This window comes from Pseudomonas sp. N40(2020) (assembly GCF_014472415.1).
Taxonomy (GTDB): Bacteria; Pseudomonadota; Gammaproteobacteria; order Pseudomonadales; family Pseudomonadaceae; genus Aquipseudomonas.
Window position 1 is genome coordinate 48,106 of sequence record NZ_JACSZV010000008.1, and the last position, 13,406, is coordinate 61,511.

The window sequence follows — 13,406 nt, forward strand, 5'->3', positions numbered from 1 at the left end:
GTCTTAACCTCTAGCGTCTTCAACACTGGCGGCCAGAATGGCCAGAACCAGTTGCTGGAAATCCAGACCGGCGGCACGGGCCGCCATCGGCACCAGACTGTGATCGGTCATGCCCGGTGCGGTGTTCACTTCCAGGAACCAGAACTGCCCGTCGGCGTCCTGCATCACGTCCGCCCTGCCCCAACCGGCGATACCCAGCGCCTCACAGGCCTTGGCCGTGAGATCCATGAGTTCCTGTTCCTTGGCGGCATCCAGCCCGCACGGAATGCGGTACTGGGTATCGTTGGCGATGTACTTGGCGTCGTAGTCGTAGAACGTGTGCGGTGTACCCAGGGCGATTGGAGGCAACACCTGGTCACGCAGGGTGGCGATGGTGAACTCCGGACCTTGAATCCATTGCTCAACCAAGACTTGCGAATCGTAGGTACTGGCCGCTTTCCATGCGTCGATCAACTCGGACGCAGAACTCACTTTGGCCATCCCGATACTTGAACCTTCATGCGCCGGTTTGACGATCAAAGGGAAGCCCAGTTCCGTCGCTGCCGAAATACAATCGGCTTCGCTGCACAGCACGGCGTGACGCGGCGTCGGAATCCCGAGGCTGTGCCAGACCTGCTTGGTGCGCAGTTTGTCCATTGCCAGTGCCGAAGCGAGGATGCCGCTGCCGGTGTACGGGATGCCCGCGCATTCGAGCAGGCCCTGCATGGAGCCGTCTTCGCCGCCGCGACCGTGGAGAATGATGAAGGCGCGGTCGATTTTTTCGCTGAGCAGACGCTGCAGAAAGTCTGCGCCGACGTCGATGCCGAACGCGTCCACGCCAGCGCTTTGCAGCGCCTCGAGCACGGCGTTACCGGATTTCAACGAAACCTCACGCTCGGCACTCAGGCCACCGAAAAGCACGGCGACACGACCGAAGTCTTTCGGTGCGATGGTGGAGAACAGGTTGGCGTAGGCAGCAGTCATTTCAACTTCCCCTCGACCGACGCCGCCACGGCGCCAGCGAACAACTCACTTTTCAACAGTTTCGGTGCGAGACCGCCGATATCACCGGCGCCCTGGCACAGCAGAATGTCGCCGGCACGCAGCAGAGGCTTGACCAGCGGCGCCAGATCGACGCCACGCTCGATGTAGATCGGATCGAGCTGACCGCGCTGACGGATGCTGTTGCACAGCTTGCGGCTGTCGGCGCCCGGGATCGGTTCTTCGCCGGCCGGATAGACTTCCATCAGCAGCAGCACGTTGGCGTCGGCCAGTACATTGACGAAGTCGTCGTACAGATCGCGGGTGCGGCTGTAACGGTGCGGCTGGTAAACCATCACCAGACGGCGCTCCGGCCAGCCACCGCGCACGGCTTTGATCACGGCGGCGACTTCGGTCGGGTGGTGACCGTAGTCGTCGACCAGCATCACGTGGCCGCCGTCCACCGGCAGTTCGCCGTAGACCTGGAAGCGTCGACCGACACCCTGGAACCCGGACAGGCCCTGAACGATGGCTTCATCACTGACGCCTTCGTCGGTGGCGATGCAGATGGTCGCCAGAGAGTTGAGCACGTTGTGGTTGCCGGGCATGTTCACCGACACTTCCAGCGGCTCGCGGTCAGGACGCAGTACGGTGAAGAACGTCTGCATGCCTTGCTGGCGCACATTGATTGCGCGCACGTCGGCGTCTTCGCTGAAGCCGTAAGTCACGGTCGGACGTTTGACCAGCGGCAGGATTTCGCGCACCACTAGATCGTCCAGGCACATCACCGCCAAACCGTAGAACGGCAGGTTGTGCAGGAACTCGACGAAGGTTTTCTTCAGTTTGTTGAAGTCACCGTCGTAGGTCGCCATGTGGTCAGCGTCGATGTTGGTCACTACTGCAACCAGCGGTTGCAGATGCAGGAAGCTCGCGTCGCTCTCGTCGGCTTCGGCGATCAGGTAACGGCTGGTGCCGAGCTGGGCATTGGTGCCCGCGGCATTCAGACGACCACCGATGACGAACGTCGGATCGAGGCCACCGGCAGCGAACACCGAAGCGATCAGACTGGTAGTAGTGGTTTTGCCGTGGGTACCGGCGACGGCGATGCCGTGGCGATAACGCATCAGCTCAGCCAGCATTTCGGCACGCGGCACCACCGGGATGCGGCGCTCCAGCGCGGTCGCGACTTCCGGGTTGGACGTGTTGACGGCGCTCGACACCACCAGCACATCGGCAGCAGCGGCGTTCTCGGCGCGGTGGCCGATATAGATCTTCGCGCCGAAAGATTCCAGGCGCTCAGTCACCGGCGATGCTTTCAGGTCGGAACCGGACACTTCATAGCCCAGGTTCAACAACACTTCAGCGATGCCGCACATGCCCACGCCACCGATGCCGACGAAGTGGATGCGACGGATGCGGCGCATTTCCGGTTGCGGCATGGCTTTCTGATTCTCAACCATGGGCCACCTCCAGACAGGTATCGACCACGCTACGGGTGGCATCGGGTTTCGCCAGACGGCGGGCCGCTTGGGCCATTTCTTCGAGTCGTTGCGGTTGCATCAAGACCTCTGTCAGGCGCGCGGCAAGGTCCGCGGCACCAGTCGTTCTTTGCGGCATCAGGAAGGCAGCGCCTTCACGGGCCAAATAATCGGCGTTGCGGGTCTGGTGATCGTCGATCGCGTGGGGCAAAGGCACCAGCATCGAGGGCAGACCGGCAGCAGCCAGCTCACTGATGGTCAACGCGCCTGCGCGGCACACCACCAGGTCAGCCCAGCCATAGGCCTGGGCCATGTCTTTGATGAACGGCTGCACCTGCGCGTCCACGCCGGCGGCGCGGTAGCGCTCTGCAGTCACTTCATCGTGGTTTTTGCCGGCCTGATGAAACACCTCAGGACGCAAATCGGCAGCGACTTGGGCCAGGGCTTCAGGCAGCAACTTGTTCAACGGTTCTGCGCCCAGGCTTCCGCCAAGGATCAGCAAACGCGCTTTGCGACCGGCCAGAGCAGGTCGCGATGTGTCGAGGAACAGCTCGCTGCGCACCGGGTTTCCGGTGGTACGGCGGCTGTCCGACAGAGTAAAGGTGTCGGGGAATGCTTCACACACCCGGGCGGCGAACGGCACCAGCAACCGATTGGCGGTGCCGGCGACAGCGTTCTGCTCGTGAACAATCACCGGCACACCGGCCAGTTTCGCGGCGAGGCCACCGGGGCCAGTCACATAACCACCGAAGCCAACCACACACACCGGACGCAGCCGACGAATGATCGCACGCGCCTGCCACACCGATTTGAGCAGCATGAACGGCGCCTTGAGCAGCGACAGCTTGCCCTTGCCGCGCAACCCGCTGGCGTTGATGCGATGCAGTTCCAGCCCAGCGGCCGGGACCAGTTCGTTCTCGATCCCGCGTGGCGTGCCGAGCCAGTGCACGGTGTAGCCGCGCGCCTGAAACTCGCGGGCACAGGCCAGCGCCGGGAACACGTGGCCGCCGGTTCCGCCGGCCATGATCAATACGTTAGCGCCCATGATTCGGCTCCTCGGCGAAGTCGCTCTCATGGAATTCCATCTCTTCACTGCCCAGGTGGGTTCGACTCTCCCACTCGATCCTCAGCAACAAGCCGAGACAGGCACAGCAAATCACCAACGAACTGCCGCCGTAACTGAGGAACGGCAAGGTCAGACCTTTGGTTGGCAGCAGGCCGACGTTCACACCGATGTTGATCAGGAACTGACCGATCCACAGGAACGACAAGCCGTAAGCCACATAAGCGGCAAAAAACTGTTTGGCTTTCTCGGCCCACAAGCCGATGTACATGCCGCGAATACACACGAACACGAACAGCGCCACGGTGCACAGCGAACCCACCGCGCCGAGCTCTTCGGCCAGCACTGAGAACACGAAGTCGGTGTGTGCTTCCGGCAGGTAGAACTGCTTCTGCACGCTGTTGCCCAGACCCACGCCCAGCCACTCACCGCGACCGAACGCGATCAAGGCTTGCGACAACTGGTAACCGGCACCGAACTGGTCGGCCCACGGGTCGGCGAAGTTGGTCAGACGCGCCATCCGGTAAGGCTGCATTTGAATCAGCAAGACCACGGCCCCGACCGCCAGCACCACCATCAGCGAGAAGCGGAACAAGCCGACCCCGCCGAGGAACAGCATCGCCGCCGCAGCGCCCATCATGACGACGGTGGCACCGAAGTCCGGCTCCATCAGCAACAGTCCGGCCATCGGCAGCAGCACGATGAATGGCTTGAAGAAGCCCATCCAGCTTTCGCGCACTTCTTTCTGGCGCCGCACCAGGTAACCGGCGAGGTAGATCACCACGAACACTTTGGCGATTTCGGATGGCTGAACGTTGAAGAAGCTGAAACCGATCCAGCGCATCGAACCATTCACCTCTCGGCCAATGCCCGGGATGATCACCATTACCAGCAAGCCAAAGGCACCCAGCAGCATCAACCAGCCGAGGCGCTGCCAGGTGGCGATCGGAATCATCATGGTGACGATGCACGCGCCCAGCCCCAGCACCACATAAATAAGGTGACGGATCATGTAATACAGCGGACTGCCCGACTGCGCCGCCGCGACTTCGGTCGATGCCGAGGCGATCATGATCAGGCCCAGCCCCAACAATGCCAGGCAACCGGCAAGCATCGGGAAGTCGAGGTCGATCCCGCGCCCGGTGATGATCGGCGACGGATACGGCTTGATGATGTTGAGCAGGCTCATGCCAGTTCCTCCACGGCGCGGACGAACTGGTGACCACGGTCTTCGTAATTCTTGAACATGTCGAAACTGGCGCAGGCCGGCGACAACAGCACCACATCGCCCGCTTGCGCGGCGGCGCGACATTGCTCAACGGCTTCAACCAGCGAGGTGGCGCGAATCAGTGGCACGGCATCGCCGATGGCGTCACCGATCTTGTCCGAGTCGCGGCCCATCAGGATCACGGCGCGGCAGTTGGCCGCCACCGGATCACGCAGATCATTGAACTCGGCGCCCTTGCCGTCACCGCCGGCGATCAGAATGACCTTGCCGTCGATGTCCGCACCCAGGCCTTCGATGGCCGCCAGTGCGGCGCCAACGTTGGTGGCTTTGGAGTCGTTGTAATAAGCGACGCCGTCCAGATCACGCACCCACTGGCAGCGATGTTCGAGGCCGGCGAATGTGCGCAGGGCCGAAAGCATGGCGTCGAATGGCAGACCGACCGCATGGCCGAGCGCCAGCGCCGCCAAGGCGTTGGACTGGTTGTGGGCGCCACGAATCTTCAATTCGCGCACCGGCATCAGGTTCTGGAATTCGAAAGCCAGATACTTCTCGCCGTCTTCTTCACGGATACCGAATGCCTTGAAATCAGGTTTGCTCAGGCCGAAGGTCCAGCACGGCTGGCCCTCACCCATCAGCGGACGGGTCAGCGCATCCTGACGGTTGACCACGAACTGCTTCGCGCCACGGAAGATCCGGTGCTTGGCCAAGTGATAAGCCGGCAGCCCGCTGTAGCGATCCATGTGGTCTTCGCTGATGTTCAGCACGGTCGCTACTTCGGCGTTGAGCTGATCAGTGGTTTCCAGCTGGAAGCTCGACAGTTCCATCACGTACAGCTCGACATCGTCACTGAGCAGATCCAGCGCCGGCGTACCGAGGTTGCCGCCCACCGCCACGCGCTTGCCGGCCGCAGCCGCCATCTCGCCAACCAGCGTGGTGACGGTGCTTTTCGCGTTGGAACCGCTGATGGCCACGATCGGCGCCTGCGCGTTACGCGCGAACAGCTCGATGTCACCGGACAGTTTCACGCCACGGGCCGCGGCGGCTTGCAGGGCAGGGGTCGCCAGCGCCAGACCGGGGCTCACGTAGAGCTCGTCGGCACGGCACAGGAATTCGACGTCCAGCTCGCCACAACGCACTTCCACGTGCGGATAGTCACGCTTGAGCGTGGCCAGTTCCGGTGGATTTTCCCGCGTGTCAGCCACAGCAAACGACGTGCCCCGGTTCGCCAGGAAGCGAACCAGGGACATGCCGCTCTTGCCGAGGCCGACAACGATGCGGAAGTGGTCAGAAGCGATCAGAGACACTCGTTCTACCTCAGCTTCAGGGTGGCAAGGCCAACCAACACGAGAATCACGGTGATGATCCAGAAACGGACGATCACACGCGGCTCGGGCCAGCCCTTGAGTTCAAAGTGGTGGTGAATCGGTGCCATGCGGAACACGCGGCGACCGGTCAACTTAAAGGACGCAACCTGGATGACGACCGACAAGGTTTCCATCACGAACACGCCGCCCATGATGAACAGGACGATTTCCTGACGGACGATCACCGCGATGGTGCCCAGTGCAGCACCCAGCGCCAGTGCGCCGACGTCGCCCATGAATACTTGGGCCGGATAGGTGTTGAACCAGAGGAACCCCAGACCGGCACCGATCAATGCGCCGCAGAACACGATCAGTTCGCCCGCACCCGGTACATAAGGAATCAACAGGTATTCGGCGAATTTCACGTTACCCGACAGGTAGCAGAAAATGCCCAGGCCACCGCCGACCATCACGGTTGGCATGATCGCCAAACCGTCGAGGCCGTCGGTCAGGTTGACCGCGTTGCTTGAACCGACGATCACAAAGTAGGTCAGCACGATGAAGCCCAGGCCCAGCGGAATGCTGTAGTCCTTGAGCATCGGCAAGATCAACGTGGTTTCCACCGGCGTGCTAGCGGTCGTATAAAGGAAGATCGCCGCGCCGAGGCCAAACACCGACTGCCAGAAATACTTCCAGCGGCTCGGCAAGCCACGGGAGTTCTTCTCGATGACTTTGCGGTAATCGTCAACCCAACCTATGGCGCCGAACAGCAGGGTCACCAGCAATACGGTCCAGACATAACGGTTGCTCAGGTCTGCCCACAGCAAGGTGCTGACGCCGATCGAAGACAGAATCAGTGCGCCGCCCATGGTCGGAGTACCCGACTTGGACAGGTGCGATTGCGGGCCGTCGTTACGAACGGATTGACCGATCTGACGGTTCTGCAAAGTGCGGATCATCCACGGGCCATAGCACAGCGACAAAACCAGCGCGGTCAGCACACCGAGAATCCCGCGCAGGGTCAGGTACTGAAAGACCGCGAAGCCTTTGTAGAACTGTTGCAGATACTCCGCTAGCAGCAGCAGCATTAATGTTTCTCCAGACTGGACCCGCACAGAGCCGCAACGATGTTTTCCATCGCTGCACTGCGCGAACCCTTGATCAAAATGGTGGTGTTTGTGTCCTGCTCGGCGTCGAGGGCCTGGATCAGTTCGGCTTGCGTGCCGAAGTGATGCGCCTGTTCACCGAAAGCGTTTACGGCGTGAACCATGTTCGGCCCAACGGCATAAAGCGCGGAAACCTTGCCCCGGGCGTATTCGCCCACGTCGCGGTGCCCCTGCTCCGCCCAATCGCCCAACTCGCCGATATCTCCGAGCACCAGGACGGTGCGGCCGGAAAAGCCGGCGAGTATATCAACGGCCGCGCACATTGAGGTGGGGTTTGCGTTGTAAGTGTCATCGATCACGCGCATACCGTTTTTTGCCAGTTGCGCGACGGTGCGGCCCTTGACCGGTTGCACCGCGCCAAGCCCGGTGGCGATGCCGAACAGCGACACGCCCAACGCATGTGCGGCAGCAGCAGCGGCCATCGAATTGGCGACGTTATGGGTGCCGAGCAGATTCAGTTGAACGCGCTCCGAACCTTCAGGCGTGTGCAGATTGAACGCCGGGCAACCCCGGGCATCGGTGCTCAGGTCGCTGGCGTAGAAGTCAGCTTGCGAATTGCTCAGGGCGAAAGTCAGGACTTTGCGAGCACCCGCGCGGGTCTTCCAGATACCGAAGGCCTTGTCGTCGAGATTCAGCACGGCGATGCCATCAGCCGCCAGACCTTCGATGATTTCGCCTTTGGCTTCGACGATTTTTTCCGGGCCGCCGAACTCACCGACGTGAGCGGTGCCGGCATTGTTGAGGATCGCCACATGCGGCTTGGTCAACCCGACCGTGTAGGCGATTTCACCCAGACGCGAAGCGCCCAGTTCGATCACGGCCGAGGTGTGTTCCGCGGCCAGTTCGATCAGGGTCAGCGGTACGCCGAGGTCGTTGTTCAGATTGCCACGGGTCGCCAGCACCGGGCCGCGCGTGCGCAGGATGCTTGCGAGCATTTCCTTGACCGTGGTCTTGCCACTGGAACCGGTCACGGCAGCCACTGGCTGAGTGAAGGCGGCGCGGTTCAAGGCACCCAATTGGCCCAAGGCCTGACGGGTATCCTTGACCAACAACTGTGGCAACGTGCTGTCGGCGACTTCACGCTCGACCAGCGCTGCTACGGCGCCTTTGGCGGCGACGTCGTTCAGATAATCGTGACCATCGAAACGCGGGCCGGTCAGGGCAATAAACAGTTGGCCGGGCTTGATCGCGCGGCTGTCGATGCTCACACCGTCGAAACTGGCATCGGCGCTGATCAGGCGTGCGTCGAGCGCGTTGCTCAATTCACTGAGTTTCAGGGCTTTAAGCATGGGCCACCTCCCAAGCGGTCAAGGCGTGATCGGCCTCGACCAGATCAGAGAAGGCATGGCGCTCGCCGTTGATTTCCTGATAGTCCTCGTGACCTTTGCCAGCCAGCACAATCACGTCATCGGCCGAAGCAGCGGCAATCAATTGCGCGATGGCCTGACCACGGCCAGCCACGAACGTGACTTTATCCACAGCGGTAAAACCGGCACGGATGTCATCGAAAATCACTGCCGGGTCTTCGGTGCGCGGATTGTCATCGGTGACCAGCACTTGATCGGCCAGACGCTCGACCACTTCGGCCATCAACGGACGCTTGCCACGATCACGATCACCGCCACAGCCGAACAGGCACAGCAACTGACCTTTGACGTGCGGACGCAATGCCGTGAGAACTTTTTCCAGCGCATCCGGGGTGTGGGCGTAATCAACCACCACCAGCGGCTGAGTGCCGCCGCCAAGACGCTGCATGCGTCCGGCCGGGCCTTCGAGCTTCGGCAACACTTTGAGAATTTCGTCGAGTGCGTAATCCAGGCCGAGCAAAGCACCGACCGCAGCCAGTACGTTGCTCAGGTTGAAACGACCGAGCAAGGTGCTGCGCAGATGATGTTCGCCCTGCGGCGTCACCAGCGTGGCGCGTACGCCGTGGTCGTCGAACTGCGCTTCGCGACAGAACAGATAAGCGCTGCTGTCGAGCAGGCTATAGGTGATCAAGCGCGACTCACGTTTTTCAGCGGCCAGTTGCCGGCCGAAATCGTCGTCGAGGTTGACCACGCGGCACTTCAGATCATTCCAGGCAAACAGCCGGGCCTTGGCCTCGGCGTAAGCCTCCATGGTGCCGTGATAATCGAGGTGATCGCGGGACAGGTTGGTCATCACTGCCACGTCGAACGCCAGCGCAGTCACCCGGCCTTGATCCAGACCATGGGACGAGACTTCCATGGCCACGGCTTTCGCGCCGGCCTTTTTCAGGTCGCCCAAAGTCGCTTGCACGGCAATCGGGTTCGGCGTGGTGTGCAGACCGCTTTCCAATGCGCCATAGAAGCCGGAACCGAGGGTGCCGACAATGCCGCAATGCTGACCAAGCAGATCCAATGCCTGCGCGACCAGTTGGGTCACGCTGGTTTTACCGTTGGTGCCGGTGACGCCGATCAAGTTCAGATGATGGCTTGGTTCGCCGTAAAACCGCCCGGCGATATCTGACAACTGCGCCGCGAGCCCTTTGACCGGAATCAACGGGACGTCAGTGATAGGCAGGACGGTCGCGCCCTCAACTTCATAGGCCACAGCGGCAGCGCCGCGCGCCAGCGCATCGGCAATGTGCGCACGGCCATCAAATTTGCCGCCCGGCACCGCGAGGAACAAATCACCCGCGCGCACGTTACGGCTGTCCAGCGCCAATTCACGGATCAACAGATCGTGGCCGGCGTGGGGGAATATTTTGTTCAGACTTAATGACATCAGCCGCGCCCTCCATTGGCTTTCAGCGGAATAACCGGGGTGGCGTTGGCCTGTTGCGTGGTCGGCAGGTTGTCCGGAGTCACGTTCATCAGACGCAGGGTGCCGGACATCACACGGCTGAAAACCGGCGCCGATACCAGACCACCGAAGTAACCGGCCTTGGACGGTTCATCGATCACCACAACAATGGCGTAACGCGGATCGCTCATCGGGCCGAAACCGGCGAACAGCGAACGGTAAGAGTTTTCGGCGTAGCCCTTGGTGCCGACCGAGGTCTTGCGCGCAGTACCCGACTTGCCGGCCACGTGATACGCCGGCACCTGCGCACGGAAAACGCCGCGTGGGGCCTCAATCACTTGGGTCAACATGCCCTGCATGGTTTTCGCGACAGCTTCAGGGAGCACCTGAGTGGTCTGCGGCGGCTTGTCGGTTTTGATCAGGGTGAGCGGCGCGAGGCGACCGTTGTTGGCCAGTGCCGAGAACGCGTGAACCAGCTGAATCGCGGTCACGGAAATACCGTAGCCGTAAGACAGCGTCGCGGTCTCAGCCTTGCGCCAATCGCGGTAATTCGGCAGGTTGCCGACGCGCTCGCCCGGGAAGCCGAGGCCGGTGTCTTGGCCCAGACCGACTTTCTGCGCGAGACGGTAAATGGTTTCACCGCCAATATCGAACGCGACCTTACTCATGCCGACGTTACTGGAATTGATCAGGATGCCGGTCATGTCCAGAACCGGGCCTTCGCTCTTGGAAACGTCCTTGATCGTGTACTTGCCGATCTGCAGAGTGCCCGGATACACCTCGACGGTGTCGGTCGGTTTCCAGCGGCCGGACTCGATGGCAGCACTCATCGAGATGGCTTTCATGGTCGAACCCGGTTCGAACACGTCGATCATCGCGCGGTTACGCATCATTGCCGGCTGCAGGTTGCGGCGGTTGTTCGGGTTGTAGGTCGGCTGGTTGACCATGGCCAGAATTTCGCCGGTCTTCACGTCCATGATCACCAGGCTGCCGGCCTTGGCGCCGTTCTCGATGATCGCGTTACGCAGTTCGCGGTTGGCCAGATATTGCAGACGCAGGTCAATGGACAACGCCAAGGGCTTTCCGGCCTTGGCGTTTTTGGTGACCTGGACATCCTTGATCAGCCGTCCGCGCCGATCCTTGATGACCTGCCGCTTGCCGGGTACACCGGCGAGCCATTCGTCATAAGCCAGTTCGACACCTTCGCGACCGTGATCATCGATGTCGGTAAAGCCGACCATGTGCGCCGTGACTTCACCGGCCGGATAGAACCGGCGGAATTCTTCGATGCCGTAGACGCCCGGCACTTTAAGGTCGAGCACAGACTGGCCCTGCTCGGGGGTCAACCCGCGCACCAGATAAATGAATTCTTTGTTGGCTTGCGCTTCGAGGCGCTCGGTCAGGGCTTTCGGGTCCTGACCCAACGCGGCGGCCAGTGCCGGCCACTTCTCTTTGGCGGTCTGCATTTCCTTGGCGTTGGCCCACAGCGTGGTCACCGGGGTACTCACGGCCAACGGCTCGCCGTTACGGTCGGTGATCAGACCACGGTGAGCAGGAATCGGGATGTGACGAAGACTGCGCGCGTCGCCCTGGCCTTTGAGGAAGTCACGGTCAACCACTTGCAGGTCGATGATGCGCCAGCAGATCGCCGCAACCATCACGCCGAGCAGCGCCACCATCAGGCGGAAGCGCCAAGGGAAGAGTGCGCCTTCGAGTTTCATCATGGCGCCACCATCTTCACGTCAGCCGCGCCCGGGATGTGCATCTTCAATTGTTCGGTGGCCAGCACTTCGATCCGACTGTGCGCGGTCCAGGTGCTTTGCTCAAGAATCAGCCGGCCCCACTCGGCCTGCGCCTTGTCGCGCACGCTGAGTTCGTTGTAAAGGTTGTTGAGCAACTGGCGGTTCCAATGCGCGCTGTAAGACACGCCGATGGCCGACACGAGCACGCCGACAAACAGCAGCAGCATGAAGAAGCTGCCGCCGGGCAGTGGCTTGGCGAAAAGCTTGCTCACCGCAACTTCTCCGCGACGCGCATGACGGCGCTACGGGAACGTGGGTTGGCTTTGAGTTCGGCGTCGGAGGCCGTCTGCGCTTTGCCATGGACTTTGATTTTCGGTTCGAACGCTACGTGGCGAACCGGCAGGTTGCGCGGCAGGTTGTCGGCTTCGCCTTTCACCAGCTTGCGCATGAACAGTTTGACGATGCGGTCTTCCAGCGAGTGGAAGCTGATCACGACCAGACGGCCGCCGATTTCCAACGCGTCCAGTGCGGCTTCAAGGCCGGCTTCCAGATCGCCCAACTCGTTGTTGACGTGAATACGCAAACCCTGGAACGCACGGGTCGCCGGGTTCTTGCCCTTCTCCCACGCCGGGTTGGCAACCTTGAGTACTTCAGCCAGATCGGCGGTGCGCTCGAAGGGCTTGATATCGCGACGTTCGGCGACGGCGCGAGCCATGCGACCGGAGAAACGCTCTTCGCCGTATTCCTTGAACACCCGGGCGATTTCCTCAGCCGGCGCGGTGTTAACGAACTCGGCAGCGCTGATGCCACGGGACGGATCCATGCGCATGTCGAGCGGGCCGTCGTTGAGGAAACTGAAGCCGCGCTCAGCGTCGTCGAGTTGCGGCGAAGACACGCCCAGGTCGAGCAGGATGCCGCTGACCTTGCCGGCCAAACCACGTTCGGCGACGACCGAACCGAGCTCGGCAAAGCTGCGCTGCACAACGACAAAGCGGCCGTCTTCGGCCGCTAGCGTTTGCCCGGTGGCAATCGCTTGTGGATCCTTGTCGAATCCGATGAGTCGCCCGTCAGTCCCAAGCTGGCTGAGGATCAACCGACTGTGCCCGCCGCGCCCGAACGTGCCGTCCAGATAGCAGCCATCAGGACGTACGGCGAGAGCCTCGACGGCCTCGTCAAGCAGTACGGTGATGTGGTTAAAGCCGCTATCAATAGTCACAGGATCAAATCACGCAGTTCATCAGGCATCGCGCCCGGTTGTTGAATGGCAGCAAGGTCAGCGGCAGACACCGCGTTCCATGCATCCTCGTCCCACAATTGGAACTTGTTCAGTTGGCCCACCAGCATCGCTTTCTTATCAAGCTTGGCGTATTCGCGCAGACGCGGTGGAACCAGAAAACGACCACTGCCATCGAGTTCGAGGTCGACGGCATTACCAATCAATAAACGTTGCAGGCGACGGTTCTCTTCGCGAAGCGAAGGGAGTGCGCGCAACTTGGTTTCAATAATTTCCCACTCGTCGAGCGGATAGACACACAGACACGGATCAACGGCATCAATGGTGACGATCAATTGGCCGGAACTGCGCGAATCGAGCTCGTCACGGTACCGGCTCGGCATAGCGAGACGGCCCTTTGCATCGAGACTGATAGCGTTAGCTCCGCGAAACACGTCTGCGTTTCTCCAATTTTTATCGTTTTGAGCT

General features: G+C 61.2%; 12 protein-coding genes. All 12 read right to left on the bottom strand.

The features are described 5' to 3' along the window. Window positions 1-3 precede the first annotated feature (3 nt). From IAI51_RS08130 to mraZ, 12 genes are read right to left on the bottom strand one after another with little or no spacing between them, the layout of a single operon-like run. Entirely contained in the window at window positions 4-963 is a 960-nt protein-coding gene (locus tag IAI51_RS08130; protein ID WP_187677997.1) for a D-alanine--D-alanine ligase, read from the bottom strand. After that, the gene (gene murC / locus IAI51_RS08135; protein ID WP_187677998.1) at window positions 960-2,420 is read right to left on the bottom strand and encodes a UDP-N-acetylmuramate--L-alanine ligase; all 1,461 of its coding nucleotides are present in this window, start codon (window positions 2,418-2,420) and stop codon (window positions 960-962) included. The genes IAI51_RS08130 and murC overlap by 4 nt, the downstream gene beginning before the upstream one ends. Beyond that, entirely contained in the window at window positions 2,413-3,483 is a 1,071-nt protein-coding gene (gene murG / locus IAI51_RS08140) for an undecaprenyldiphospho-muramoylpentapeptide beta-N-acetylglucosaminyltransferase (protein ID WP_187677999.1), read from the bottom strand. Before murG ends, murC begins: the two co-directional genes overlap by 8 nt. After that, window positions 3,473-4,690 carry a putative lipid II flippase FtsW gene (ftsW, locus tag IAI51_RS08145; RefSeq protein WP_370872556.1) on the bottom strand — a complete coding sequence of 406 codons (1,218 nt, stop codon included), beginning with the start codon at window positions 4,688-4,690 and terminating at the stop codon, window positions 3,473-3,475. Before ftsW ends, murG begins: the two co-directional genes overlap by 11 nt. After that, complete coding sequence (gene murD, locus IAI51_RS08150) at window positions 4,687-6,033, bottom strand: UDP-N-acetylmuramoyl-L-alanine--D-glutamate ligase (protein WP_187678000.1); 1,347 nt, start codon at window positions 6,031-6,033, stop codon at window positions 4,687-4,689. The genes ftsW and murD overlap by 4 nt, the downstream gene beginning before the upstream one ends. A gap of 5 nt (window positions 6,034-6,038) precedes the next feature. Then, the gene (mraY, locus tag IAI51_RS08155) at window positions 6,039-7,121 is read right to left on the bottom strand and encodes a phospho-N-acetylmuramoyl-pentapeptide-transferase (RefSeq protein WP_187678001.1); all 1,083 of its coding nucleotides are present in this window, start codon (window positions 7,119-7,121) and stop codon (window positions 6,039-6,041) included. Then, window positions 7,121-8,488, bottom strand: coding sequence for a UDP-N-acetylmuramoyl-tripeptide--D-alanyl-D-alanine ligase (gene murF, locus IAI51_RS08160; RefSeq protein WP_187678002.1), 1,368 nt, complete (start codon window positions 8,486-8,488; stop codon window positions 7,121-7,123). Before murF ends, mraY begins: the two co-directional genes overlap by 1 nt. Further along, window positions 8,481-9,944, bottom strand: a complete 1,464-nt coding sequence (locus IAI51_RS08165) for a UDP-N-acetylmuramoyl-L-alanyl-D-glutamate--2,6-diaminopimelate ligase (RefSeq protein ID WP_187678003.1) — start codon at window positions 9,942-9,944, stop codon at window positions 8,481-8,483. The genes murF and IAI51_RS08165 overlap by 8 nt, the downstream gene beginning before the upstream one ends. Then, on the bottom strand, window positions 9,944-11,683 hold the full coding sequence (locus IAI51_RS08170) for a peptidoglycan D,D-transpeptidase FtsI family protein (RefSeq protein WP_187678079.1): 1,740 nt from the start codon (window positions 11,681-11,683) through the stop codon (window positions 9,944-9,946). Before IAI51_RS08170 ends, IAI51_RS08165 begins: the two co-directional genes overlap by 1 nt. Beyond that, on the bottom strand, window positions 11,683-11,976 hold the full coding sequence (gene ftsL, locus IAI51_RS08175; protein ID WP_187678004.1) for a cell division protein FtsL: 294 nt from the start codon (window positions 11,974-11,976) through the stop codon (window positions 11,683-11,685). Before ftsL ends, IAI51_RS08170 begins: the two co-directional genes overlap by 1 nt. Further along, window positions 11,973-12,920, bottom strand: a complete 948-nt coding sequence (gene rsmH, locus IAI51_RS08180) for a 16S rRNA (cytosine(1402)-N(4))-methyltransferase RsmH (RefSeq protein ID WP_410457996.1) — start codon at window positions 12,918-12,920, stop codon at window positions 11,973-11,975. The genes ftsL and rsmH overlap by 4 nt, the downstream gene beginning before the upstream one ends. Next, the gene (gene mraZ / locus IAI51_RS08185; protein ID WP_042560992.1) at window positions 12,917-13,372 is read right to left on the bottom strand and encodes a division/cell wall cluster transcriptional repressor MraZ; all 456 of its coding nucleotides are present in this window, start codon (window positions 13,370-13,372) and stop codon (window positions 12,917-12,919) included. Before mraZ ends, rsmH begins: the two co-directional genes overlap by 4 nt. Window positions 13,373-13,406: the final 34 nt, after the last annotated feature.